Consider the following 26,882-nt stretch of genomic DNA (forward strand, 5'->3'; position numbering starts at 1 on the left):
GATGTGATTTAAGATCCTTTGACAGATCCAGATTTTCTCTTACGAAGTGAGCTCAAAATAATAGTTCCTCCGAACAAAGCAATAATGACGGAGAAGAAGATAACATGTGAAATGTGGAAACCGAAAGCTCCAGCAATCATTTTGAGACCGATGACGATAATCAAAATAAATGCTGTTTTCTCCAATTCTGGAATCTTGTCAATGAGCTTCAAGAACACTTGCGCCACGCCTCTCATCATGAGGACGCCCAAGATTCCACCTAAGAACAATACCCACACCTTGTCGCTCACACCAAATGCGGCAAGAACACTATCGACACTGAATGCAATATCCATGATTTCTACTGCAAGAACGGTACGCCAGAAGGAAAGACCTTTATTCTTAACTTCCCCTCCATCATCGCCATGCTTCTTCATGAAGAGGTTACTATAAGCAATCCACAGGAGATACAATCCACCGGCTACCTTAATCCAGGTAATCTGCACTAAGAACGTACCCACACCAATGGCGATAAATCTAAATATGTAAGCTCCTAATAAACCATAGAATAAAGCTCGCTTCTGCTGTTCCTTCGGTAAATGCTTAACCATGACAGCAAGCACGAGCGCATTGTCTGCCGAAAGCAAGCCTTCGAGAAGAACAAGTGTACCGATAATCCCCCAGTTTACGGGATCCGTTAATGTTGCTGAGAGCACGTCCCAACTAAAGAAATTCATGAAATTGTCTACAAAACTACTGAAAAAGTCTGACATGTAGATGGACCCCCTGTTTAAATACGATTCTTCTTTGTGCGATCTATCCTCATCTATCTCATTCACCGATTACACGATTCGTCTACTCGGATCATTGAATTCCAATCCATAACGCAACAAAGCTGGTCAAGTGAACACCATTTCATGAGTTGAATTGATTAAGTAGAGTAGGAAGGGTGATGCACCTGAATGCATCCAGAAAGCATCACCCTATTATGCTAGACTTCCATCTTAGGAAGTTTGTAAACCATAATCACGTGCCAAACCTGCTAGTCCGTCTCTATAACCACTGCCAATCGCACTGAATTTCCACTCACCGTTATTGCGGTAAAGTTCACCGATCACAACACCTGTTTCAATGGAGAAATCCTCGCCAAGATCAAAACGAATTAATTCTGCGCCAGATCCTTCATTTATTACACGTACATAAGCATTGGAAACTTGTCCAAAGTTTTGCGCTCTTGCTTCCGCATCATGAATGGTAATGCAGAATGCGATTTTCTCTGTTTCTGCTGGAACTGCACTTAGATCAATGGAGATAACTTCATCGTCGCCATCGCCTGCACCTGTACGGTTGTCACCTTTGTGCTCGATAGAACCATTTGCATTTTTGGTGTTGTTGTAGAAAATAAAATCGGATTCGTTGCCCACTTTACCAGCTGCATTTGCTGCGAAAATGGACGCATCCAAATCGAAATCCTTACCGCCATCGTACTTGTTCGTGTCCCATCCTAGGCCAACAAGAACTTTCGTCAAACCTGGGTTTGTTTTCGTTAAATCGACTTTCTGACCTTTAGATAATGAAATAGACATGGTAAATACCTCTCTCTTATATAGGATTTGGCTGTGCCATTATTGATATCTTTTGACCAATTGTCCAATCGTTGTATCTGTACTTCCTTCACCAATTGCGCTGAATTTCCATTCGCTGCCGTGTCGGTAAATTTCACCAACAATAAGCGATGATTTGCCTGAATAGTCATCCGTTAAGTTAAACTTAACCAACTCTTGTTGATTAGAACCATTCAATACACGGATATAAGCGGATTGAATGAGACCGAAATCTTGCTTTCTATTCACACAGTCATAAATGTTCACGACGAATGCGATTTTACTCACATCAGCGGGAACTTGTCCTAAATTAATAGAAATCGTCTCATCGTCACCATCGCCATCTCCGGTACGGTTGTCACCAGAGTGAACGACTGAACCATCAGGGCTTTGCAGATTAGCAAAGTAGATCACATGTTTCTGATTCGTTACTTTTCCTCTTTCATCCAAAAGAATGACGGAAGCGTCACAATCAATCTCAACTGCTGATTTCTTGGAGCCGAAGAACCCCTTCTTCTCAACAACAGCAGGATCCCAACCCAATCCAACCACAACTTTAGATAGACCTGCGTTACCTTTGGTTAAATCAATCTTCTGACCTTTGACTAAATTGATTGTCAACGAGGCCACCTCCCTTCGCTTACCTGTTTTAGTGAACTCCCTTATCTGATACGCATAAAATTCAAACACGTTTCACTTTCCTGGGTAAATTATTTGTGAATTCGACTTTAGTAGTCAAAATCCCCGGAATTCCAAAGAAAAACAGCCACAGGACGATCCTAGGCTGCGTTTCATCTTATTATAACATCTTATAAGTAGTCGTATTCAAAAAATTTCCAATGGGGCATTTCTTTCATCCAATGATGAGCTTTTCTTCTGGATATCGGATTAGAGGCTTCTTCTTCCCGTTCCCGTTCGTAAATAAGGAGTAGAACAGAAATAAACCGATTCTTCCGATAAACATGAGCAAGATAAGCGAGATTTTGCTAACGGTACCCAAGTCTGCGGTGATTCCCGTGGATAAACCACATGTTCCGAAGGCTGACGCCACCTCGAATAGGATAGCGGACACTCCCCAACGATCGGGCTCAGCGAGTAACAGAACGAAGACCCCTCCGAGTAGCAGGGCAATACCCGTTAAGAAAAACACAAAGCTCTTGAGCGAGTCCTCTTGGCTGATCGTACGGCCGAAAACTTTCGGTTCTTTCTCCCCGCGCGAATACGCGATAAGGGCCAGCACAATAACGGCTACGGTCGTCGTTCGAACCCCGCCCCCCATGCTGGATGGACTTGCCCCAATAAACATTAGAATAGAAACAAGCAGCAAGCTTGCCTCTGTAATCGTAGATATATCAATGGTTGTAAGTCCCGCGCTGCGCGATGTGACGGATGTGAAGAGTGAGGCAAGTATTTTCCCATGCCAGCTCATTCCTGCCAAAGCATGCGTTCGCTCCATCAGCCAAAAGCCGATGGCTCCAAACAATAACAATACAGATGTTGTAACGAGTGTCAGCTTGGTATAAAGGGAGAACCGGAAATTCTTATGCCCGCCCCACCAATACTCTCGCAACTCCGCTAGAACAGGGAAGCCAATCCCGCCTAAGATGATTAAAAACATGGTAAGTGCTTGTACGAAATAGTCATTTGAATAATTAAGCAATGAGTTGCCGAAAAGATCAAAACCGGCGTTCGTAAACGCCGATATGGTGTGAAACATCCCGTGGTATAGGGCACTCCAAATCGACCCATACTCTCCTCTGAAGTAGAAATACAACCCAAATGCCAATGTACTCATTGCCTCTAGCATCAGTGTAAAGGCCAATACGAGCTGCATTAACTGAACCAAACCAGATAAATTGTTGCGATTCTGGTCAATCATAATCATTTTACGCTGCAGCAAGCCGATTTCCTGACCGAACAACAGCCAATAGAAGCTCCCCAATGTCATGACGCCGATCCCGCCGAATTGAAAAGCAACGATGAGCACGCCAATGCCGAAATTGCTAAGCGTATCCGTGATACTAACCGTTGTCAGCCCTGTTACACTGACAGCACTAGCAGATGTAAAGAGGGCGTCCACAAAGGAAATTGTGGCGCCCGCTTTTAAACTGATCGGTAATTTAAGAAGAATGGCGATAAGAAAGATGCCAATGAAATAAGCAATAACGATAAGTCTTGATGCTGGCATTTTCTGAAGTTTATTGAGCATGGATTATACCTTTAACTAAGAGTAATAGGGTTAGATACTCTTATAGTGTCCTTTGAAATGTTTTCCCATCCAAAGGCATACATCCCATAAATCTGCAACAGGCTGGTTCGTGAACGGCAACGTGTGCAAATACCCTGGAGGTCCGAACTCTGGTGTATAAGTGATAGTCGTTACGCCTGCCTCTTGCTTCGCTTGGACGATGCTGTCCCACCAGCTCATGTGCCTCTGCAGTTCGTTTGCATACTCTGGCGCTCTTGGATCTGGCACTTGTGGTCCTTGTGCATAGCCTACTCGGCCATGAATATGCTGAACACGTGAGAACGATTTGCGCAGGTTGTCTTCTTGACTCTCTAGGGTCGTTTCGGTAACACAACACCAATGGCTGTAATCAGCTGTTAACTTGATTACAGGAACAGCATCTAGCAGCTTGCCCGTTTCCCATGGATTAAACAAGGCTCTACCGCGGTGTGTTTCATGGCCGATGGCAATCCCGTATTTCCCCTCAATTTCAACCGCCTCACGGAAGAATTCAATTTGCTCTTCAAAAGGCATCGAATCCTTCGCACTATGTGACGTAATGCTTACTGGTCGGAATGAAACCGCACGTGCCACTTGCTCAGCAAAAGAAGCTATATGATCAGGACCTTGCGTAAATACCATCGGAATATAGTCCAGTTGGTGCGTTTCCAACAGCTTCCGGAAGAGATCTTCTTCCTCAAGTGCAGGCATAGGGGATTCAACTCCGACATATCCCGCTCCAGCAATACGCTCAAATTGGGACTCGAGTGAACCTTCCATGCCCCACAATGCTTTAAATAGTTTAATTTCCAAAACAAAAGCCCTCCTCATCACATTACACCATAACAATGAGTCAAGCTTAAATCATCCTAGATTATTTGACTAGTACAAATTTCGGACCTAATCCACCTTTACTTCAGCTGATTCGACTGACTCTGCCGACTCATAAACCACAACGTCAACCAGATGAGTATAAATCCGAACAACTGCCCTAGCGTTAATGTTTGACCAAATACAAGCCAATTCACACAGACGCCTACCGCAGGGAAGGCAAGTTCAGCTAGCGTTGCAAAGAGTGCTTTGGTGGAGGACAAACCTTTATAATATAGCAGCATGCTAATTAGACCTGGGAAAAAGGCTTGGAACAGCAAATTAATCGCGATAATCGCCAGTTCAGTGCTTGAACCGTTCAATCGCCAATTGTCGCCGCTTGCCAATAATACGATCGTTAATAGTGGAAGTGCCAACAAGAACCGAAGTGAGGTCACGACAGGGAATTCCAACTTTTTCTGAAGCAAGTATTTCCCCATCACGGTGGAACCACCCCATAGAACAGCTGCCAATATGGAAAATAAACAGCTAATCGTTCCCAAATCCTTCATGCCCATGCCCGGCCAACCAAAGCCAAAGGTCAATAGGTACGTACCTAACAGCGCTATCCCGATATAGTTGAAAAACTTCGACGGCAATGTCTCTTTAAGCAACACACGAGCTAAAATGATAGCGAATAATGGCTGTAATTTCTGTAGAAGCAAGATGGCATTGGCATTCCCATGAGAGAAAGCCGCGGTGAACAGAATCGTTGCAATGGCCGATCCGCCCCAGGAGATGAAGAGCAGCGCACCAATGACGCCAAGTGTTAGCTTACCTATTAATGTTCGGCGATACTTCAACAACACTGGCACAGCATAAATAGCCAGAAGCACATGTTCAATAAATACGATTTGAGCCGAGGTAAAACTTTTCAATAACAAGATGCGAAACAGCGGATCCAGTCCCCACAGGGTTGCGCCAAGCGCGACATACCAGATCCCACTCATCCCTTTCGTACGAGAGCTTAAGCCCTGAGACGCCGCTCCCTTACTACTAAACTTCACTACATTTTCCAATTCAAAAACCTCCTAGAGAACGTTCTGAATTGAACCTTCTCGAAGAACAATGCCCCCGTTCAAGTGAATGACGGGGGCATTGACAAACAGACCTATGGAATTGTCGCAATTCAACAGGCTGTTCTTCACCTTCTCTCATCCGGACTATACCGTCGGCCTTGGAATCACACCAAGTCAGTCCCAACCATTGCTGGCCGGGAGTCGCGGGCTTAGATACACACGGGTATCCTCACCGCCGGTAGGGAATTGCACCCTGCCCCGAAGGTTCATATTCGATTAAGTGTATACTAACAGGTTACAGTTTAATTGGCAACCTTTTTATAACTTATTGAATCTGCCCTAATCTCACAATTCGCATATCAACATGTACATCATACGTTGCAGTTTTATACATCTCATGCCATGCATCGCTCGTTAGGTTCGAGTGGTACACGCGACTGCGAAATATTTCTCCAAATCCGATCGGGTCCGAACCCAAATCAGTTAATTTTTGGAGCAAAGATTGAATGTGATCTTCCGATTCTTTATTCACTTGCACTTGCAGAGCTTGAATAACCTCAGCTTGACCGAGATCGAACGGCGCAGACGTTTCCGTCAGCATCCCTTTCAATTTAATATTAATTTGAAATTTAAGCGGATCTTGGCTAATGAGCTTTTTCGTGCTATCACTAGCAATATTCTCGATAACTACTCGTGCGGTCTTATCTTTGACATTCTTCGCGATATCCCCCAATTGATTCGTGTCCAACGACAGTTCGATATTCCCTGCTTTATAGCGATCCCTTATCGTCTTGAGGAAGAAAGCCTCTTTGGGGTCGATTGTGCCGACCATTTTATCCCCTCGGAAAACAGCCACATCTTTCAGTTCCACAGTATCACCTTTTCTTTGTAGAAGCGGTACCATGGGATCTGCCATCGAATATAAAGCTGAAAGGAATTCATGAAGTGTGCCTGAAACCATCTGTTCATCCATAATATTCTGCTGAATGCTGTCTACGATAAAGGTACCTACATCAGGGAACTGGGGATACTTATGTTTTAAGAGATCTTCTGTACTGTCTTTACTGACAGCCATATACACGGTACTTGCGATAGATGCGTCTCGAAATAAGGTATCTACCAAGGGTAGAAGTCCTGTCTGAGCAAGCTTAGTATCATAGACAGCGACCCGCAGTTGACCTGAGACGATCTTCTTATTCGATTTGCGGTTCGCAGCGACACGAGCACCTTTGCTTGTCATCCCTTCAGCGGAGATCGTCATAACGGAAGATTGGGAAACCGGATCGATCTGATGCAGCACATAGGTAGAATTGATATGATCACCTTCCCCATGGTCGTACCCCACGGCAATGGCCATGCCTAGCTTCTCTACCACATTTTTCTCTAAACGCAAACCGGCTGCTGTAACGAAGATAAGTATTACAAAGAAAATGACATTGATTCTTTTCACGTAATCACCTCGGGTTGTCTCCTATTCTTCCGATTCTTTTGTCTCCATACATAGAGTTGGACCACTCCAAACAAGATCACAGGATATACATAAACGATATAGACCGCCCATTTTGAAAAAAACGCATTCATCGCTTCCACCTGAGTCCGAGAGTCAATGAAAGAACAAGCCATCCAAACCACGCCAATGAAGACATACAACCAGTATTTCTGCTTCCAGGCAAATGTACGTTTGAGGCCTTTCGTCGCCGCCCAGCTATACATGAGCAGATTCGGAAGAATCACTAAGAGCCACAGACTAACTCCGATATATTCAAATCGTTCGAGAAACGGAAATTTAATAATTTTCAACATGGTAAACGTCGCCCAATCCGTCTTCAGAAGCTCACCACCACTGAAGAACACCGTAGAAACAAACATGACGGTTGTATACACAAAAGTGACACTCATAATACCAAATTGACAATACCGTTGGACTTTGGACTTATCTTTGGCATAGGCATAAATAAAATAAAGGAATTCAAACCCAGCCATCGTTAAAGACATGGAAAGCACCCCTTTAGACAAATGTTTCACATCTGTTTCGAGTAGGGGCAATACACCGGTCCACTCTGCATATCTCAAAGGAAAATAAAGAAGAAAGAGCAGCCAAACCGTTAAAAATACAAACATGACACATGCGCCAACAATCGTTCTTAAGCCCCCATTTACGCCATAAAATACGACACTTGCAATCAATAAAGAAAGCAGCCATTGGGGAGCGCTCGGGAATAACCAGACTTGAATCATTTCGACGTAATTGCGCAATACAATGATCGTTGCAACTAAGAAATAAACCAAATAGATCATATTAGCGACATGACCGATCATTTTCCCATAGATCAACAAATGAATATCATAGAGATCTTTATTTTCGAACTTTTCTAAAGTTTTAATCATCAACCAAACAACGAGCTGCGTTAGAAGACCAGCAATCAGGGACGCTATCCAGGCATCATGTCCTGCCAGTCCGAACACAACTCTCTGGTAACTAGGGAGCCCTACGCCCACCTGAGCGTCATGGATGATAAACATGAGTAAAAAGGAGCTATACATATAGGATGGTTGTATTTTACTCATCGATATCCTTGTTTCCCTTCAGGGTGCTCTGCCCCGTATTAGCAAATACGGATCGTTTCGGGGCTAGCTGATAGGGGACCCTTATAAGGCCATCTCGTTTATTGGTATTTGCAACTGTGTAGGGAGGGTAGAAATACGGTTGGCCCAGGCTTGATTGCCTCAGCAAATGTAAGATTAATAAAGCTACGCTGACAGCAATCCCTAAGCCGCCCATGATGCCCGCGGATAGGATGATGGGGAACCGAATAATTCGAATCGCATTCGCCATGGCAAACACTGGTGTTGTGAACGATGACAGCGCGCTTAATGCCACAATGATGATTAAAATATTACTCGTGAAACCAGCTTGTACCGCTGCCTGTCCAATGACGATACCGCCGACGATCCCCATCGTTTGACCTACTTTGGAAGGCAGCCTTGCACCTGCCTCACTTAAAAGCTGAATGATCATTTCCAGCATTAGCGCTTCTACGAGCGGAGGAAAGGGTACTCTTGCACGGGATTGCGCTAAGGGAACAAGCAATGCCTGTGGAATAATCTCGTAATGGTACGTAAGTGCAGCCACATACGTTGCCGTAGCAAATAGGGAGATCGCAATACCGACAATGCGCAAGCTTCGGAAAAACATTCCCGTAACCCATCTAAAATAGTAATCTTCAATGGATTTGAAAAAATCAAAGAAAGTGTTGGGGCAAATAATGACATGTGGACTACCGCTAACGGTAATTACAACCTTCCCCTCCAATAGAGGGAATATAGCCCGATCTACTCTTTCTGTGGTAATCATTTGCGGGAAAATCGAGCTTGGATTATCTTCCAGCCACTGTGCTAAAACCGTTGCATCTAGTATCGCTTCAAGCTGTAACGCATCAATACTGTTATAAATATGGGCAACCATTTCTAAATCAGCTCGATTGCTTAAATAAAGTATGCGAACGTCAGTTTGCGTATTCTCACCTTTATTCATGGCGATATCGCATAAATCAGGGTTAGGTAAATATTGCCCAATTAGCGCTATATTCGTCTCTATATTTTCCGTAAAAGCAATTTGCGGACCTAGAATCTGACTCTCATTTTCCGGCCTAGCCAAAGCTCGTTCTCTGCGTTTCGCGGTATTCGCCAGAATGCCAAGTGGATGCCCATGGATATGGATATACGTCCAACCTCGCAAAATATGCTGCTGCATGTGGTACCAATTATCGTCAGGCAACAGCTGCCCTATGGGAACTATATGAATCAAATCCTCCGATGAAGGCCTATCTTCGATCTCCGTTAGTCGATTCAGAATTTCTTCGATAAGAAGCTCGGAATCCACCAAATGGCTGAGATAATATACCCCATACGAAACTTTATTCGTCGATACTTTGCTCACGAAATCCGGAAACATGCGAAACGCTTCTTGAAATTGTGTATTCATTTGCGCCAATTCAGCCACGAAGTGAAAAGATGAAATCTTCTCCTTCATGTTGGGCTGTTTCATTGGGGGGTTGGATCCCCATCGTTTATTCTTCAAAGAAAACATGGCCGGGCTCACCATAATCCTGACATATCAATTGTATGTCTATTCTGTGCTAGATCCTTGTCGATTATGTAAATGTATGGATACTTGCTCAACGAAAAAAAGACTGAACTCACCTCATCTTGCTTAGTGATTTCAGCCTCTTCCTATTCACATGACAAATTCAATAAATTCCGGTGAGCGCAGTCTCCCGCTTAGCGTCCAACTCCTCGTCTTAATTCTGGCCATAATGCGAGGTTCCATATAAACAAAGTTCTTGTCTTCTTTGAAGACTAAGCGCCTCTTCACACCTTCTATGGCCTTCATATGAAGAAGGGATACGCCTGATTCAATAATGCCTACTGGCACCTTGGAACCATCTGCCCGATCTATAGAGGCTAATAGGGCAAAATTATTTTTCCTATACCCAGAAATGTACACATCGGCATACGTCCAGTTTATAACCTTTTGCCAGCGAATGGAGCGCTTGTTTATTTCATAAATCGAATTATCTCTTATGGATTTTATTATAATTCCCTCAAGCCCTCTGCCGCGAACTTGCTCATAGTAATCGATTGTGTTTCCTTCAAACATTTCTATCTTCTTATAATTTTCCGTTTCCTTAAAAGCCAAATCCAGTAGCTCCTTGCGCTTAAGTAAGCTTAAACCCGTGACGTCAATGCCCTTGTATCGCATAATGTCAAAAGCACAAAAAACCACAGGTTTCTTATTTCTGGGAGATAAAAATCTCGCAGACATCGCTTCATAATCGGGCTTTCCTTGATCATCCAGCACAACTAACTCACCATCAAGTATGGTTCCTTCCGGGACAGGGCATTGTAATAACTCAGGAAATTTGTACGTAATTAAGTCATTGTGTCTCGTGTACACGTATAGTTTATCCATATTAGAAAGAATACATCGTAAACCATCTAATTTGAGTTCCGAAATATGATTCTTGCTGTTGAATGGTTGATTATTCTTGGCATTGTACAGCATCATAGGAGAAATGAACATATGATTATCACCCTGTATTAAATGATACTTCACTAGACACCTTCTGCCTATTGGTAACTGTTTCCCACGGGAAACATCCGAATGGATGTCACACATACATGCCCTCAGTTGTCTTATAAGTGTCAAAACAAATAGGAGGTAATCACTTATGACACAACGCTTAAATTATATGCAGCAATCACCTGAGCTTTTCAAAAAAATGCTGGAATTTAGCACCGCGGAACAGGATAGTGCGATTGAAGAGAAGATTCTCGATTTGGTTCACATCCGAGCTTCGCAGATGAATGGCTGCGGATTCTGTCTCGACATGCACGTGAAGCAAGCGAAGATCCATGGAGAAAACGAGCTTCGCCTCTACCACATCGCAATATGGCGTGAATCCACGCTATTTGCACCCCGTGAGCGAGCTGCGTTGGCTTGGACAGAAATTTTGACTAAACTTCCTGAACATGGTGTACCTGACGAATTGTACGATCGCGTGCGCGGTCAGTTCTCCGAAAAAGAAATCTCAGATCTGACTTTCTCCGTCATGGCTATCAATGCCTGGAATCGCATCAACGTCGCTTTCAAGAACGTACCAGGTTCGGCAGATGTTGCATTTGGACTAACGAAAGCTGGTTTGAGCTAATTTCATAGAAAGCTAATAAGAACCCTGCGAAGGGTTCTTTTTCTATTTCCCGATGTCCCCCTCCGCATTCATGCCAAATTCTGCATAAGCACTTTCGGCTCTGTTCATACTATCTCTGAGATCGGCAACACGGGAGGGGATCGTCTTTGGACACCATTAGCACAAGCATGAAAGTGAATAAAGACTATCTCAGCGAACAATTCCAGGATTGCTCCGATATTGTGTTACGATCCTTTACCTTAATGGATGAAACCCAACTTTTACTCGTTTACTTGGATGGCATGACTCGCCTGCAAAGCATAGAAGATAACGTGCTGAAGCCCTTAATCTTCAGCGGCTTGCCGCAAGGCATTGATCGCGTACAGTCGCTTGCTGAACTGCTCCGACGCGAGTGGCTGCCGTTAACAGACATCAAGACTGACCAATTGATCCCGGATGTGGTCAACCATATTCTGCACGGCAGCTTAGCTATATTCGTAGACGGTGAAGCTTCTGCCCTCATCGCTCAAGTCCAAGGATATGAGACGAGAGGGATACAAGAGCCGATGAAGGAAGCAACCTTGCGTGGGTCCAAGGAAGGCTTCGTGGAACATATCCGCACGAATACCACGTTAATTAGACGCAGGATTATTCACCCGCTTCTCAAAATGGAATCTTTTACAATAGGCAAATACACGCAAACTGATGTGATCCTTGCTTATATGAAGGGGCTTGCAGATGAGAATGTTTTAACAGAAGTCAGAGATAAACTCGGTAAAATCGAAATGGACGGTATCATTGATTCTGCGTATATCGAAGAATGGCTTGAGAATAGTTCTTTCTCCATCTTCTCGCAAATCCAGAACACGGAGAGGCCCGATATCGCTGCGGCAAGCTTAATTGAGGGAAAGGTCGCTCTTATCACGAATGGAACCCCTTTTGTCCTCATTCTTCCTGTTACACTATGGTCAGGTCTTCAATCCGCAGACGACTACTTTGAGCGGTTCATATATGTCATCATCACCCGAGTGATCCGATACATCATGACGTTCATTTCATTCGCCTTGCCTGCAATTTACGTGGCACTCTCCACATTCCATCCCGAAATGGTCCCGAGTTATCTCATGATAGGTATCGCAACGGCCAGAGAAAATACACCCTTCCCTACCGTCATTGAGGTGTTCCTCATGATGTTTATATTCGATGGCTTGCAAGAGGCTGGCGTTCATCTCCCTAACCAACTTGGGCCAGTTGTCAGCATTATCGGTGCCTTGGTCATCGGACAAGCGGCTGTCGAAGCCGGTATCATCTCCACGCCGATCATCATCGTCATATCATTGACAGGGGTCGCGGCATATACAATTCCCAGATACAGCGCCACACTCCCTTTTCGCTTAATCCGGTATCTGATGCTGCTCATCTCAGGGTTCTTAGGCTTTGTCGGCTTTGCTTTCGGCATTATTTTCTTGTTGATCCATTTGGTATCACTTGAGTCTTTCGGAACACCGTATTTAAGTCCTGTAGCTCCATTCGACGGGAAACGGATTAGAGATCTACTTATTCGCTATCCCTTCTGGATCAAGAATGGCCGCAACAAGAAAGGACGTTCAACATGATTCGCGTTGCCCTTCACTTATGCGTGTCATTGTCCCTCCTTATACTATTGACTAGCTGCACAGATTTCGTAGAACCGAATCAATTGGCTTTCGTCATGGGGACAGCGATTGATCATGCGGAAAACGGGAATATGGAAGTTAGTTACCAGATCGCAATCCCTTCTAAAATGAATTCATTTAAAAACGGATCTAGTGATTCCGATAGCTTTATCGTTATGTCGGCCAAAGGGAAAGATGTTTATGAAGCCACGCAAAAAGTACAGAAGGAGATGTCTCGTCGATTAATGACGAGTCATCGCATCCTGATTGCGATTAGCGAGGAGTTTATGAACAAAAATGACGTTAGCCAATTATTTGATAAACTGGGGCGAGATCCTGCTAACAATCAACGTGATGTTACCTTCATGATCAAAGGAAACAATGCCAAAGAGTTCCTTATGATTAAGCATCCTATGGAAAATCTATCGAGCATCGCGGCTGGCAAGGAACTGCATATTAACGGCTTGAAGAATTTCTCTACTAGGCAATTTATTATTGATAGCGTAACACAGGAAACCTCCTCGCTTGTACCGGTTCTCCAGATCAAAAACATGAAGGTGAACACCCAGAAAGCGGATCCGTTAGCTGCCTTATCCGGGTACGCTGTTGTCAACAATAAGCTGAAAGTCGCTGGCTTGCTGGATAATTTTGAAGGGGAAGATGTTGTTTGGTTGTCTGGGAAAGGCAGCTCAATAGGCATGACTATTCCATGGAAGAACGGCAATGGCGTCCTCTCGTTTCGACTAACCCATATTAGGCGTCATATTCAATCTGTCCCTAATCAGGATCCGCGACAGGTGGTCATAAAGGTCAAAGCACAAGCCTATCTATTGGAAAACACAACCTCCCTAGATATGTCCGAAGTAACTAACATGGAAGAGGTTAAGAAGTACCTTAATGAACAGATCCAGAACAGATTACAACTTGCATTTGACAAAGTTCAGCAATGGGGATCCGATGTTTTTGGTATCGGCGCCTATCTTCATCGCAAATATCCATACTGGTGGAGATCGCAAAAGGACGACTGGGACGGGAATTTCAAGAAAGTCGAAGCCAATGTCCAAGCGAATATACAACTCAGATCAGTCGGAGTGCTTGGTGTCCAATTGGAATAAGATGGAAAGGGGACACGAGGGGTATGAAAGTAAGCGGTTATCAAATGTTCTGGTTGGTAAGTATCTCTTCCATCATCGTAGTTTCCTACCTCCCCATCCAATTAGCCGCGGAGCAGTCACGTCAGGACTGTTGGATTTCTATCCTACTCGGCGGCATTATCATGATGGCTACGACGTGGATGATGCTCCGAGTTTGCCTGCAGAACAAGAATAAAACATTGGTCAATTTCATGAAAGACCTGCTTGGCACTATCCTTGGGAAAATCATCGTCACGGTGTATTTCCTACTATGGTTTATGCAGATGGCAACCATCTTGAGAGGCACAGCCGAGTTCGTCAATTTAGTACTCGTACATAACACACCGATGACCGTCATCGTTATGTGTATGATATTGCTACTTGCCTTCGCGATTTATAAAGGTGGGATTACGACAATTAGCCGTTGTGCCGAAATGATTGGGCCCTTCTTCGTTAGTATGTTGTTCGTCCAACTATTCTTGAATCCTCAGGATATGGAGGTAAATCGCATTCTGCCCATTTATGCAGATTCAGGGTGGGCCGCCATTCTGGAGGGCACGTTTCGTTCTTACAATTATATGATGGATCCTTCGATCATTCTCATGCTGTTCTTTTTCGCTGAAAATAAGCGCACTGCTGCAAGAGCTATCCTATGGGGAACAGGCGTTGCAATGGTATGGGGTGTACTAGCCACGCTAGTTCTTCTATTTGTAACCGGACCTAACGTGGCTGCTAAATTAAATGTCCCTGTTTATTCGCTAACCAAGTTCATATCCATTCTTAATTTTGTTCAAAATATCGATGCTTTTTTCATCCCGCTCTGGCTGCTAGGTGCTTTCATAAAATTGTCCGTCTGCTTATTTATCCTTAGTTATGGTTTGTCGGAGTGGTCAGGAATACACAATTGGAAGGTGATTTCGTATGTTATGGCTTTCGTCTTGTTGGTATACGTCATCTATAGCACACACCATTTACAGCTTTCGTTTACACTTAAAAATAGGTTTCTAATTAGCATCTTTTACCCTGCTGTTTACATTGTTATTCCCTTGATTTTATGGGCAATTGGGGGTATACGACTGCGCCTTAAACCCTCAAATAGCTAGATGCTGTAGTTTATCTGGATTCAAAATAATATAAATTCGTTCAATCGCCATGGTCTGCTCTTCCCATGCAAAACAAATGACGCCTGTTGACACACCATTTTGCGATAACAATACGCCAGGCTGTTGATTGACCTTAACAAGCTGTGCTTTCGATGCAGGGAATCGGCTGTCGGAGATTGCGCGCAACAACTTAAGCACGCGTTCTTTCCTATATATAGGATGAATCGCTGCGGATACTTTGCCTCCACCATCTGCAATCAGCGTGACCTCCTCCGTTAACATATCCACCAAGGACTCAATGTTGCCATTCGTAATGGCTGAAATGAAACGGGCCACAAGTTCCTTTTCTTCCACCAGACGGGTGGATGGATTAGCCTGCTTTTCTAAAGATAAGTCTACCTTTTTCTTGACTCGACTGAATATTTTGCGGCAATTCACTTCCGTTTTATTAAACATGTCACCAATTTCACTATGTTCATAAGCAAACACTTCGCGAAGAATAAACACGGCTCTCTCCAAAGGAGTCAGTTTCTCCATCAGAATAAGAAAAGCATAAGAAATCGTATCATGACGCTCTGCGCTCTCCAACGGACCATCCGCATTGAGCTGCACCATCGGTTCTGGCAGCCAATTCCCCACATAGCTAATTCTTTTTCTCCGTGCTGACTTTAGCTCATTCAAGCATCGGTTCATCATCATTTTGCTTAAGTAGGACTTGATATTATGGATATTCTCATGGATATGACCATGAATACTGAGGAACAAATCTTGTACCATATCCTCTGCATCCGACCTTGAACCAAGCATCCGATATGCAATGGAAAATAAATAAGGTTGGTAGGATGTATACAAATCCTCCATATTCATTATAGGTTGATCCATCGTGAAACTTTGCATCATAACTCCCCTTCTTTCCTAAGAGAAACCTCGGCCATTCTGAGACAAGCAAGTCTTCTTTGATAAGACAAATGAGGATGCTCATCTGTGACATGTAACTTGTAAAAAGAACAATTCACAACTTGTATTAATTGTAAAATTCATCTATTTGCTTGGCGCACAGGAGAAGTGCGAAACTTGCACTAGCAGGACATTCACCAGCAGGACATGAACCAGCAGGAAATAAGAAAAAACAGCCAACTTGGCTGCTTTTCTTATTTCGTATATACAACATCTTCAGTGCGGCAACTCCACCGATACCTCACGACGGGATGCGGCAGAACGCAGCACACCATCAATAATCGCCTGCTGGATAAGAATCTGCTCACCAGGTATTGGCGCTGGTCGACCATCCCGCACCGCTTCAGCGAAATCGTGTACCTTCTGATCGAATAGATTCAATTTATGCTCCACAACTGGAATGGACGTCGAGGTATGTCCACCGAATTCATCATGGAATAGCGTGATGGAACCTACGGAGCCATCCCATACGCCTGACCACGGCCCAACACCGGCCGGCGTCACTTTAAGTCCCGCATCTGTACCGAGAAACATCGTTGCTCCAAGAGTATCCATGTGCATGGCCCACGATATTTTGAATTGCAGCACAAGATCATTCTCGAAACGCACCATCGCAACACCGAAATCTTCCACATCAAACTTGCTTGCTTCTGGATGGTACAGGGAGTTAACTCCGAAATGGTTAGACGTAAAGGCAGACACCGTTACCGGGCGCGGATATCCCAGTGTATTAAGCGCCATGTCTAACGAATAACAACCAATATCCGCCATCGCTCCTGCTCCAGCAAGCTGTTTACTGATGAATGTCCCGCCTGGCATCCCCCGACGGCGCCCGCCTCCCGTCTCGACATAGTAGACGTTGCCAAGTCGCCCAGATTGCACAATCGTTTGCAGCAGCTTCATATTCGGATCATAGCGAGGCTGGAAACCTAAGGTTAGCATTCTCCCGCTCTCGCTCGCCGCTTGTGTCATATCAATACCTTCTTGAAGTGTCACTGACATCGGTTTCTCAAGTAGAACATGCTTGCCTGCGCGCAAGGCATCCACAGTCGTTACGTGATGAGAAATGTTCGGCGTACAAATGCTTACCCCATCCAATTCCAATCGCAATAACTCCGTATGGCTATCAAATGAAGCCGTGTCCGTTAATCCTTCCGTGTGCGCGAATGCTGATGCCTTGCCTGAGATTACATCTGCCACACCTACAATCTCCACATAGTCAAGCTTTTTATAAGCAGCTATATGAGATTTAGCAATGCCTCCAGTTCCAATGATCCCGATACGCAGCTTTTTGCTCATCGTCGTCAATCCTTCCCTCTATCTAAAGTGTATGAAGTCCGAACTTCCGCTTCATTTCAATATAGATTGACAATAGCATATAGAAGGAGGAATTTTTAGTTCATATTGATGCCATCCCATGTGTAAGATTGCGACATTCACTACCTTACCGCTCTATCGACTCCGCAATCTCTTTTATACAATCAAGTGCTGAAGCTGCACGAGGCCATCCTGCATAGAAAGCCATATGCGTAATCGCTTCCACTAATTCTTCTGTGCATAAGCCATTCTCTTGAGCCAAACGCAAGTGATATGGAAGTTGCCCTGTCGCCCCTCCCGCTACCAGCACCGCAATCGTAACTAAACTTCGATCTCGCAGCGAAAGCTGCTCCCTTCGCCACAGATCTCCGAAAAGCACGTCTTCCGAGTAGTCCACGAATGCGGGTGCCAATTCACCGTAGGCTTTCCTTGCGGTAGAAACGATTGCCCGATGCTTCATACGTCACAACCAATCTTGAGCATTTGAGCTTCTCCGTCGCCAAACGACCAATCCTCAAATTCGTTATCAACCAGGACCACGAACACATCTTCTTGCCGCATGGGAAGCTCAGTGGATAGTTGTTTAGCCAATGCTCTGTAGAAATCGCGCTTCTGCGTAGTTGTCCTCCCCGATTTAAGAGTAATTTGAATATAAAGCAGCCCATCACTTCTTTTGACCCCTAAATAACCTGGACTGTAATAAAACTCACCCTCCTTATGAGAATGAAACACTTGAAACCTATCATCCTCTGGTACGTTGAAGTACTCCACTAGCGCACTCCCGATTATTCGGCTGATCTGACCTAACTTATGACTATCATACTGGTGCTCGGAATAGCTGACTCTTATGAATGGCATACCCTGCATCACTCCCTCAATGAGATAGCTACATTGTACTCCGTATGTCTTGATCTATATAATGGAATAAATGAATGATCTTAATCGATTTTATGGATGGAGGTTGGGGAGATTGGATTTAAAAGAACTAATTACGTTCCAAACCATCCTTCAAGAGGGAACCTTCTCACGAGCTGCGGAGAAATTGAATTATGCGCAATCCACGATATCGAACCAAATGCAAAGATTAGAGAAGGAAATCGGGGTGCAGCTTTTCAACAGAGGATGGGACGTCGAACTGACGAGCGCAGGGGAACGATTCGCGTTGGAGATTGATAAACTCATTCAACATTGGAACGATGTAACCCAACTGGCCAAAGCATTGCAGGATGATGAGATCGGCAACTTGCACATTGGTGGAATTGAATCTGCTATGCAGACACTACTCCCAGCTACGATGCGGCTATTCAACGAACGCAAGCCACGAATCTCCTGCCAATTGACGCTAGGAAATACGGATGGGCTATCACAATTGATTATCCAAAAAAATCTCGATTTCGCTATTTGCGGTGAACCTTCCGATTCGTCGCCATTCTTGTTCGAGACACTGTATCAAGAGACAATAACGGTTATCGTCGATCGAAGTCATCCACTACTGGAATGCGATCAGGTTACTTTCCGTGAGCTTCTTCAGTATCCCCTTATCTCTGGCGGACCCACATGTCTCTATTACTCGCAAATAGCTAAGCTGCTCTCGCATTACGAGGCGCCCCCTCCCAATCTACATACTATAAGCCAAATTTCAGCCATCCCTTACTTTGCAAAAGAAACGCTTGCCGTGGGTCTCGTTTTGAACTCGACTCCTATGATTCCAGAAGTGGTGCGGGTGGATGTTGCATGGGATGAACCTGTCATCCCCATTGGGATTTTACAGTTGCGTGGACTACATGCAGTCCCCTTCTCGCATAAGCAACTGTTCTTAGAACTGTTGAGAAAGGGCATTGGCGATTGAAAGATTGGCGATCAAAAAAATAGTGCGATATATGCTTGACTCTCCTCTTAGGTCAGACCTTAAGCTACGTAAAGAAAGGAGGAATACCTATGCTGTACACGGTAAAAGAAGTCTCGGAGTTATCGCATGTCACCGTCAAAACGCTTCATCATTATCACAAGATCGGTCTCCTTCTACCCAACCAAATAAGCGAAGCAGGCTATCGTTTGTATGGACCCAGAGAGCTGGAACGCTTGCAAGAGATTTTATTTTACAGAGAATTGGATTTCTCCCTAGACGTTATCAAAGACATGATGGATCATCATGCAGAGCGGCTATCCATTCTTTCACAGCAGGAGGAGCTGCTCCTTAGTCGCAAGGACTCACTAGACACCATCATTCAAACATTACGCAACTCAATCTACTGTATAAAGGAAGGGAAAACGATGGATACGATGGAACTGTTCAAAGGATTTGATAATGAGGATGCATGGAACCAAGCATTGACTGAGCAAAATCAATATTTAAAGACATCCTATGGAATGGATTCGCTCGAAGTCGTCTCAGAGAATGTCCAAGAAATGAATGAACAAGCTCTTGAAGCTATGACGTTCATGACGAACATGGCGAGTTCCTTGCGAAGCGGCATGAAACATTCGGATGAGCATATTCGAAATCTGATTCTAAACCATCTTGATTTTATGAATAAACATGGTCATGAGCTATCCGTGCAGGATTTCGCAGCGCAGACGCAATTTTTCCTAAGTGATGACTTTCATCTTAAAATGTTGGAAGATCAGCAAACGGGGTTGGCTTATTATTTGTCTGTCGCTGCTGCGTCATTATGTGGATGACGGGGACCTTGTGGGAGCAAAAGTGCAAAAGTGCAACCTTTTCCCGCGTTTTCACCTCTCTGATCAGAAATGCGTGCATAAAGGCAACTATTTCGGCCCTCATACCCTCCATTTGGCCCATAAGACCTCAAAAGGATGCTTATCTGCACTTATTTTCGCTGAGCCGTCGTTTCATGTGAAAATAAGTGCTCTTTCGCATCTTTGACCTCACCAGACTGCATGCGTCAGGCGATTCAACAACAAAGGAGCTAAGCGCAAACGCGCTACAGCTCCTTCACAAACTTCCTATAGATACGCGTGCAACTCAGCCTTCAGCCTCGCCGCCACTTCGACGATCAGCTGTGTATGAAGCATTTACTCGCTATGCACAGCTAGATCCGATAAGGCTTAAACTTTAAACTGCTGGATAACCGATTGTAATTGTTCAGCCATTTCAGATAGGGAAGAGGCTGAATCCTTAATTTCCTCCATAGAAGCTAATTGTTCTTCCGTGCAGGCAGACGCCTCTTGTGTGTAATCAGCTACAACTTCTGTTAATTCTGTAACCGTGTGGACGGATTGCACAATTTGTTCTGTCCCCGCGGTGATATCACGAACTGCAACGGATACCTCCTGGATATGATGTTTCACTTCTGCTACAGCATTATGAATTTCTTCAAATAATTCGCCTGAGGAGCTAACGACATCTATGCCTGAGACGACTTCCTTCACAGTCTTTTCCATGGAAAGCAGCGTTTGCGTTGTCTCCTCATGATTCATAGAAATGAGTTCCGAAATCTTCTGTGCAGACAGGCTTGATTGCTCTGCCAACTTTCTTACTTCATGGGCAACGACAGCAAAGCCTCGACCATGCTCTCCTGCCTTTGCTGCCTCAATAGCTGCATTAAGCGCTAACAAATTCGTTTGTGATGCGATCCCCGTGATATCTGCTACCATGTGTTCAATTTCGAAGGATCGCTCGCCTAATACTTTCAGATTGCCTGATAATTGATCGACCGTTCGATAAATCATATTCATCTGCCGAATGGCTGTTTGCACCGCATCTCCTCCAAGCGCTGCTCTATCAACAGCTCCACTAGCCATAGTTGATACATACTCCGCCTTAGTGGAAATCTCATTTACGTTACTATGCATGGCCGTCACTGTGCGTAACGTTTCTTCCACGCTCTGTACCTCTTTATCTGTACTTGCTGATATCTCTTGAATGGTTACAGCAATTTGGCCTGTTGCCCTGCTTGTTTCCACTGCACTTGCCGTCAGTTCTTCCGCCGCAGCTGCTACTTGATCTGAACTCAAACCAACATGTCGAATCATGTTGCGCAAACTATCTACCATCTCATTAACCGCATGCGTTAATTGACCGATTTCATCTTTCGAATTGGCTGCCAATTTCCCCAAAGATAGCTCTCCATTAGACACCAGCTTCATTCTTTGCACAACGCGAACGATCGGATTTACAATTTGATTAGCGAGTAGAATAGCTAGAAGAATCCCTGCAATAATAGCAATGGCAGTGATTGCTAAGATAGATAACAAGAGTTTGTCACCCTCTGCCGTCAACTTGTTTCCCACTTCGTGGATACCCTTTTCCCTTTGTAGCGCAAATCGACTAAACCCATCATCTATTTCTCGACCCATCACCGTTACTTCATTTTTTAAAATATCTTTCGCTGCATCGATATTCCCCTTCTCGTATGCCGGAAAGAGTGTTTGCTCAATTAATTCGCGCCACTGAGCGCTCTTCTTAATAAGCTCCTTGGCTTCCTCAGAGGTGCTTAACTTTAGAACTTCATCTTGATACACCTTATCGTCGGCCATTGTTTCCAGAAAACGTTGTTTATAATTCGGATCCCCGAACAAGATATAACCTCGAATCAACGCGATTGCTTGCTGCGTATTTCCGCTAAGGTTCTCATCAGCAATGAGTAACGTTAAATCATGAGACATCATCCCTTTGACCTTGTGATTGAACGTAGTTATTTCGGCATAGCTGTAAACGGATACAATTGCTAGTAATGTTAAAATTATTGAGAAACTAAACAACACTTTCACACGAAGATTCTTCATTCTTATGCCTCCAGATAATAGTAGATAAAAATATTAAATCATAAAACGACTAGTTTGTAATCTGCATACGACAAAATTTTCTTTTTCTACATAATCTGATAGCGGCCCACTTGAGTGATCAATCCTGTACTAAAAACGCTAATCCTTATAGGATCAGCGTCGATTTCGGATATTATTTTAGAGGTAAACCACTTGGTACATAATACGGGGGAATTTTAATCCAGCCGCGTTGCAGCATCAGTGTCTTTAGTGTAGCTCCATACTTTAATTTCTCTATAAGAAAATGTGTAAACATGAGGCTAAAATCCGTTCTTATCGACTCGGATATTGCACTTGAACATGCAGTTATCGCTGCTACTGTTTTAATACTGATCCCATTCGCTATTTCATCATCGGTTAGTTTAACACCAAGCGGGATATCCTCAGGTCGAGACTTCGGCTTCTGTTCAGAAGTTGGTGGAAGAGGGATGCCTTCCTGAATCATAAACTCTGACAATCGTTTTGCTTGAACATCACACTGTTCCTTACTATCGGTGAGCGTTTGCCTCAACTCATTATCCATGGTTGTATTCAACCCACCTTGTAGAAATAGCGACGCTTCTTGTATCAAGGCAAGGTACGTCCAACAAGCCATAACTTCCCCTACATGCAGTGGAGACTTGGGCTCATCATTAGAAATTGTTTTCATTACATCAACAACTGCTTCAAGAATATTTGTCATTTTCCCCACCTCGTTTGTTTTTGATTATTATGTAAATGTGTTCCATAATCTATGCACTAATACAACGAACCCGGCTCATTTATTTCCAATTGTCCCCGATTTCCAATTTTCGGATAGCGTTATGGCACAGTGTTATTTCTACGAGTCATCCTTCTTTGCAATACCTCCAAGCAAGTAATGCGAAATATTACCACCTTATTCCACAGTATTACTTACAACTTGAGACGCTTGATTGATTTGGGTAATCATGGTTATAAATTGATATTATTTCCTTTATTTTAAATTAGGTTCATGATACTTTAGACTTATGTTTAGTAATTTACTTATCAGTTATTTGATTATTCGGAGGAGAGAAAGTGGGAAACTTTATCAAACGTTTTACATCTCTACTGCTTGTTTGCGCTTTAATTTTTAGTTTCACTGGAGTCGTTCAGGGAGAAGAACTGCAATCAAATGCTCTATCTGACATCAATCAATCTTATGCAAAGACTGAAATTGAAGCATTAGTTCGTTCTGGTGTCATCGCAGGTTATGAAGATGGTACTTTTCAACCAACAAAGTCGGTGACAAGAGCAGAATTGTCTAAAATTCTCGTACTGTCCCTTGGTTTGAAAATAGACATTTCGTTAGAGACTTCTCCATCGTTTCAAGATGTAGCCTCATCAAGCTGGTACGCAGATTACGTTAAAACATTAGTAGCAGCGGGAATTACAGAGGGTACTTCAACAGAAACATTCTCGCCTAATGCCAATGTTACACGTGAAGAGCTGATTGTCTTTATTATTCGCGCTCTCCACTTGGACAAACTTGCAGCAAATCGAGCTGTAAATAAAGTATTCTCGGATCAGGAGAATATTGCCACTTGGGCGCAGAGTGCTGTTTCTTTAGCAACAGAGATTCAGTTGGTTCAAGGCATCGAAACGCCAGATCAGGGGCTTGTATTTTCGCCCAAAGGGATAGCAGACCGCCAAGCTATTGCTAGATTAGCGTTTGAATTGCAGACTCACCAAGAAGTATACAAGGATAAAGCTAACAAACTTTCTATTAGTGAAGCCCACCCAGCGATTACTAAAATAGAAGCAATTAGTAATACGAGTATTACAGTCACATTTGATCAAAATGTTACTACTTTGAATAAAAATGATTTTGCTTTTGATAAATCATTGTTGGTCGTTGAAGCTACTTATCAAACTGGCAGTAAATCTGTCGTTATATTAACGACATCTGCTCAAATTCTGGGGACAGACTATCATTTGTCATTCCGAGGAAAAGCCATTGATCTCGTCGTAACAGGAGTTGCCGGATTATTTGGCGGTGGTGGCGGCGGTGGTGGTGGCGGCGGTGGTACATCGATCGCACAACAATTAGCTAGCGGTAAGGAGATTGACTCTGTAATCGTTAGTCAATCAGGCATTTACGGGCCTACGTCTGGAACCACAACAGTGAAGAATTTGGTACTTGATCCAGGTCCGCAAGGTGAAATTACATTAAATAACATTAAAGCAGACCATCTTGAGGTGAAGTCAGGTGCTGTGAATTCTGTTAAACTAACGAATTCAACGATTAATTTGCTTATCGTTAATGCTATTAATAACAATGGTCAAATGGTTCGAATTGTCGTGTTAGACGGAGCCGTAATTACCAACACCGATGTACATTCACAAGTTATTCTTGAATCTGCTACCACGAATGGAACATTAGGCAACATTACAATCAAACCCGCAGCAGACGGGAAGAACATTGCTTTTAGAGGGAATTTAAATGGTGAGATCTTGAATGAAGCGTCAAATTCACATCTTCAAATTGAACCACCGACTACTGGCAATAAACAGCCTACCGTCATCCATTCTATTCATTATGCTGATGGTATCGCTAACGGCGTATTGACCATTGGGAAAGATGTAGAAATACAATCGATCGTTTCGGTTACACCAATTACATTTCAAGGCGATATTGGTACCGTGTTGAAACTACTAGATCAGTATCCGATTGGACAAGTGGACAATACGCTGAAGGCGAAAGCCATTGAAGAAGCACAGAATTCTATGGAAACAGCAATAAAAGGTGCCATGCAAGGTAGTACAGATCAGAGCACATTGTTTGATCAAGCAGATAAAGCGATAACGAACGCCAAGGCGCTAGGAGCTACTGATTCTGAGTTAAACCAATCTTATTATAAAACTGTAAAAGATTCTTATAATGCAATTCAATCACTGTTAAACAGTGTCGAAATTCAATACAAGCCTGGTGACAATGCGTTATCTGTTACTCAAATGCCTAACTTTCCTGCTTCTGCGGATTCGAGTGTAGTTTACATATGGAATTCTGATCGAACCGATCTCATCTCGCCATGGAGTTTTAATCGCCCCGCAGCAGGTGAAGGAGATGCCGAAGTCCATTTAACACTTACGTTATTCAAAGGTCCAACCTCCGCTACCAAGACTGTTACAATTCGAATAAAAGAATATAACTCAAAGTTAGAGGTAGTTCAGAGTGTTCGATCGGATCTAATTCTTATCAAATTTGATCATCCTGTTGTCAATTCGAAAGTATCTGACTTTTCATTTGATAAAGGGGTACAAGTGACGAACGTTACGCAATACCCGTACCTGAAGGAATTTGCACTTTTAACGATTAACGGACAAGTTAGTGGCGAGACTTATCAATTACAATATTTAAATAGAAACAATATTACACTTACTGGAAACACGGATAACAAGTGCTCTGAAACGGATTGCAAAATTACTTTCTATCCATTCTCTTATCTTATACCGTTACCTGGAGTAATGATTCCTGGTAGGATCAGCGGAGACACTAAAGAATATACTTCCAACGGATATACGGGTATTCAGAAGGCCCTAGTAAAATTAGTGGGAACTAATCGAACTACACATACAGATCTTGATGGTCATTTTCAATTTGATCAAGTTGATCCGGGTATTCCTTATAAGGTAGAGGTTACAAAAGAAGGATATTCTTCTGCATCTACAGCACAATTCACATTAGCTTCTGGAGAGCCTTATTTTACAGGTATGTTGATAATGCATACAAAGCCAAAGCAAGTAACTGAATTTAAAGCACAGATTGTTACAAGCAATTCTGTATTCTTACTATGGTTACCGCAGTCATATGACGGCAGTGCCATTGAGTATGTTATTTACAATAAAGGGGTAGAAATTCAAAGAACCAAAGGCATTGGCTCAACCTTAAGTAACTTGCAACCAGGAACTAGCTATACATTTAGTATTAAAGCGTGTAATGATGTGGGCTGCTCCGAACCTGTTGAAATTGACGTACGGACATCGTTTACTCTGAAAATAAGTGAGATCGTGCCAATCGATACGGATACAGTAACGCATACGGTGTATGAAACCTTAGTTCAACAGAATGATAGCGGCGCTTATGTATTACCGACTAAAGCGGCTTCAGCGGACATTTTGCGCATAGCGTTGGCTGATGCTGAGTATATACCGAATCAAGGTGCCGCTAGACTCAAAGGACAATTAGATGCCACGATGCTAAATGTCAACATTCTAGGCGTGGTGGATAAAGTAATAGGGAAACTTGTCGTAGATAACGGAGTTACTTATTTGGAAGTACCTCTTATTACGAACCAAACTCCTACACTTTACTCCAATCACTACGACTTTTCTGGTTTAACTTATTCACTAAATGGTCAGGTAAACCAAGTTGATTATTGGGGTTTCGTCATCTTAAACGAATAAATCACAAGCCGACTACCTTCCATCACCTCACGGTGAAAATGAGAACAACCCCCATAACCTTTATGGGGGTTTCTTCCTTATGAGAGGAAATCTACCGTGCTGTATGTAAGGATTTCACACTGGACAATCGCCA

At 43.4% G+C, this 26,882-nt stretch carries 23 protein-coding genes and 1 riboswitch; of the genes, 7 read left to right on the plus strand and 16 right to left on the minus strand.

What is annotated here, in order from left to right; all coding sequences use genetic code 11:
- Nucleotides 1-8 precede the first annotated feature (8 nt).
- The 10 genes from AC58PV_RS22480 to AC58PV_RS22525 all read right to left on the minus strand — a co-directional run bounded on the left by AC58PV_RS22480 (nucleotide 9) and on the right by AC58PV_RS22525 (nucleotide 10,782).
- Nucleotides 9-752 (minus strand): TerC family protein, encoded by a 744-nt coding sequence (locus tag AC58PV_RS22480; RefSeq protein ID WP_068668238.1) that lies wholly within the window; start codon nucleotides 750-752, stop codon nucleotides 9-11.
- 231 nt (nucleotides 753-983) lie between these two features.
- Nucleotides 984-1,565, minus strand: a complete 582-nt coding sequence (locus tag AC58PV_RS22485) for a TerD family protein (protein WP_068668240.1) — start codon at nucleotides 1,563-1,565, stop codon at nucleotides 984-986.
- 39 nt (nucleotides 1,566-1,604) lie between these two features.
- Complete coding sequence (locus AC58PV_RS22490; protein WP_497434684.1) at nucleotides 1,605-2,204, minus strand: TerD family protein; 600 nt, start codon at nucleotides 2,202-2,204, stop codon at nucleotides 1,605-1,607.
- A gap of 232 nt (nucleotides 2,205-2,436) precedes the next feature.
- Nucleotides 2,437-3,792: a TrkH family potassium uptake protein gene (locus tag AC58PV_RS22495; protein WP_497434686.1), complete on the minus strand. Its 1,356-nt coding sequence runs from the start codon at nucleotides 3,790-3,792 to the stop codon at nucleotides 2,437-2,439.
- Between the two features lie 30 nt (nucleotides 3,793-3,822).
- Nucleotides 3,823-4,623 carry a sugar phosphate isomerase/epimerase family protein gene (locus AC58PV_RS22500; protein WP_497434687.1) on the minus strand — a complete coding sequence of 267 codons (801 nt, stop codon included), beginning with the start codon at nucleotides 4,621-4,623 and terminating at the stop codon, nucleotides 3,823-3,825.
- A gap of 98 nt (nucleotides 4,624-4,721) precedes the next feature.
- Nucleotides 4,722-5,630 carry a DMT family transporter gene (locus AC58PV_RS22505; RefSeq protein ID WP_497434761.1) on the minus strand — a complete coding sequence of 303 codons (909 nt, stop codon included), beginning with the start codon at nucleotides 5,628-5,630 and terminating at the stop codon, nucleotides 4,722-4,724.
- Between the two features lie 192 nt (nucleotides 5,631-5,822).
- Nucleotides 5,823-5,969, minus strand: a riboswitch (FMN riboswitch).
- Nucleotides 5,970-6,024: 55 nt separating this feature from the next.
- On the minus strand, nucleotides 6,025-7,149 hold the full coding sequence (locus AC58PV_RS22510; RefSeq protein ID WP_497434688.1) for a Ger(x)C family spore germination protein: 1,125 nt from the start codon (nucleotides 7,147-7,149) through the stop codon (nucleotides 6,025-6,027).
- The gene (locus AC58PV_RS22515; RefSeq protein ID WP_497434689.1) at nucleotides 7,146-8,267 is read right to left on the minus strand and encodes a GerAB/ArcD/ProY family transporter; all 1,122 of its coding nucleotides are present in this window, start codon (nucleotides 8,265-8,267) and stop codon (nucleotides 7,146-7,148) included. Before AC58PV_RS22515 ends, AC58PV_RS22510 begins: the two co-directional genes overlap by 4 nt.
- Nucleotides 8,260-9,747, minus strand: a complete 1,488-nt coding sequence (locus tag AC58PV_RS22520) for a spore germination protein (protein WP_497434690.1) — start codon at nucleotides 9,745-9,747, stop codon at nucleotides 8,260-8,262. Before AC58PV_RS22520 ends, AC58PV_RS22515 begins: the two co-directional genes overlap by 8 nt.
- A gap of 189 nt (nucleotides 9,748-9,936) precedes the next feature.
- Nucleotides 9,937-10,782, minus strand: a complete 846-nt coding sequence (locus AC58PV_RS22525; RefSeq protein ID WP_497434692.1) for an ATP-dependent DNA ligase — start codon at nucleotides 10,780-10,782, stop codon at nucleotides 9,937-9,939.
- 148 nt (nucleotides 10,783-10,930) lie between these two features.
- On the opposite strand from AC58PV_RS22525, the gene AC58PV_RS22530 reads away from it, so the two are divergent.
- The 4 genes from AC58PV_RS22530 to AC58PV_RS22545 all read left to right on the plus strand — a co-directional run bounded on the left by AC58PV_RS22530 (nucleotide 10,931) and on the right by AC58PV_RS22545 (nucleotide 15,280).
- Nucleotides 10,931-11,410 (plus strand): carboxymuconolactone decarboxylase family protein, encoded by a 480-nt coding sequence (locus AC58PV_RS22530; RefSeq protein ID WP_497434693.1) that lies wholly within the window; start codon nucleotides 10,931-10,933, stop codon nucleotides 11,408-11,410.
- Nucleotides 11,411-11,556: 146 nt separating this feature from the next.
- Nucleotides 11,557-13,005, plus strand: coding sequence for a spore germination protein (locus AC58PV_RS22535; RefSeq protein ID WP_497434694.1), 1,449 nt, complete (start codon nucleotides 11,557-11,559; stop codon nucleotides 13,003-13,005).
- The gene (locus AC58PV_RS22540; RefSeq protein WP_497434695.1) at nucleotides 13,002-14,159 is read left to right on the plus strand and encodes a Ger(x)C family spore germination protein; all 1,158 of its coding nucleotides are present in this window, start codon (nucleotides 13,002-13,004) and stop codon (nucleotides 14,157-14,159) included. The genes AC58PV_RS22535 and AC58PV_RS22540 overlap by 4 nt, the downstream gene beginning before the upstream one ends.
- A gap of 23 nt (nucleotides 14,160-14,182) precedes the next feature.
- Complete coding sequence (locus AC58PV_RS22545; protein WP_497434697.1) at nucleotides 14,183-15,280, plus strand: GerAB/ArcD/ProY family transporter; 1,098 nt, start codon at nucleotides 14,183-14,185, stop codon at nucleotides 15,278-15,280.
- On the opposite strand, the gene AC58PV_RS22550 is transcribed toward AC58PV_RS22545, so the two are convergent.
- The 4 genes from AC58PV_RS22550 to AC58PV_RS22565 all read right to left on the minus strand — a co-directional run bounded on the left by AC58PV_RS22550 (nucleotide 15,269) and on the right by AC58PV_RS22565 (nucleotide 18,412).
- Complete coding sequence (locus AC58PV_RS22550; RefSeq protein WP_497434698.1) at nucleotides 15,269-16,180, minus strand: RNA polymerase sigma-70 factor; 912 nt, start codon at nucleotides 16,178-16,180, stop codon at nucleotides 15,269-15,271. The genes AC58PV_RS22545 and AC58PV_RS22550 overlap by 12 nt on opposite strands.
- Before the next feature lie 273 nt (nucleotides 16,181-16,453).
- Nucleotides 16,454-17,536 carry a Gfo/Idh/MocA family protein gene (locus AC58PV_RS22555; protein WP_497434699.1) on the minus strand — a complete coding sequence of 361 codons (1,083 nt, stop codon included), beginning with the start codon at nucleotides 17,534-17,536 and terminating at the stop codon, nucleotides 16,454-16,456.
- A gap of 145 nt (nucleotides 17,537-17,681) precedes the next feature.
- Nucleotides 17,682-18,014: a carboxymuconolactone decarboxylase family protein gene (locus AC58PV_RS22560; protein ID WP_497434701.1), complete on the minus strand. Its 333-nt coding sequence runs from the start codon at nucleotides 18,012-18,014 to the stop codon at nucleotides 17,682-17,684.
- On the minus strand, nucleotides 18,011-18,412 hold the full coding sequence (locus AC58PV_RS22565) for a tautomerase family protein (RefSeq protein WP_497434702.1): 402 nt from the start codon (nucleotides 18,410-18,412) through the stop codon (nucleotides 18,011-18,013). The genes AC58PV_RS22560 and AC58PV_RS22565 overlap by 4 nt, the downstream gene beginning before the upstream one ends.
- 112 nt (nucleotides 18,413-18,524) lie before the next feature.
- On the opposite strand from AC58PV_RS22565, the gene AC58PV_RS22570 reads away from it, so the two are divergent.
- Both AC58PV_RS22570 and AC58PV_RS22575 read left to right on the plus strand, forming a co-directional pair.
- Nucleotides 18,525-19,403, plus strand: coding sequence for a LysR family transcriptional regulator (locus AC58PV_RS22570; protein ID WP_497434703.1), 879 nt, complete (start codon nucleotides 18,525-18,527; stop codon nucleotides 19,401-19,403).
- Between the two features lie 89 nt (nucleotides 19,404-19,492).
- Nucleotides 19,493-20,236 carry a MerR family transcriptional regulator gene (locus AC58PV_RS22575; RefSeq protein WP_497434704.1) on the plus strand — a complete coding sequence of 248 codons (744 nt, stop codon included), beginning with the start codon at nucleotides 19,493-19,495 and terminating at the stop codon, nucleotides 20,234-20,236.
- 387 nt (nucleotides 20,237-20,623) lie between these two features.
- Here the strand turns inward: AC58PV_RS22575 and AC58PV_RS22580 are convergent, their stop codons facing one another.
- Complete coding sequence (locus AC58PV_RS22580; RefSeq protein ID WP_497434706.1) at nucleotides 20,624-22,303, minus strand: methyl-accepting chemotaxis protein; 1,680 nt, start codon at nucleotides 22,301-22,303, stop codon at nucleotides 20,624-20,626.
- A 172-nt stretch (nucleotides 22,304-22,475) separates the two neighbouring features.
- Nucleotides 22,476-23,024: a DUF3231 family protein gene (locus tag AC58PV_RS22585; protein WP_497434707.1), complete on the minus strand. Its 549-nt coding sequence runs from the start codon at nucleotides 23,022-23,024 to the stop codon at nucleotides 22,476-22,478.
- 356 nt (nucleotides 23,025-23,380) lie between these two features.
- Between AC58PV_RS22585 and AC58PV_RS22590 the strand changes: the two genes are divergently transcribed.
- Nucleotides 23,381-26,749: an S-layer homology domain-containing protein gene (locus AC58PV_RS22590; protein WP_497434708.1), complete on the plus strand. Its 3,369-nt coding sequence runs from the start codon at nucleotides 23,381-23,383 to the stop codon at nucleotides 26,747-26,749.
- Nucleotides 26,750-26,882: the final 133 nt, after the last annotated feature.

Source organism: Paenibacillus sp. J22FR83 (genome assembly GCF_059691955.1).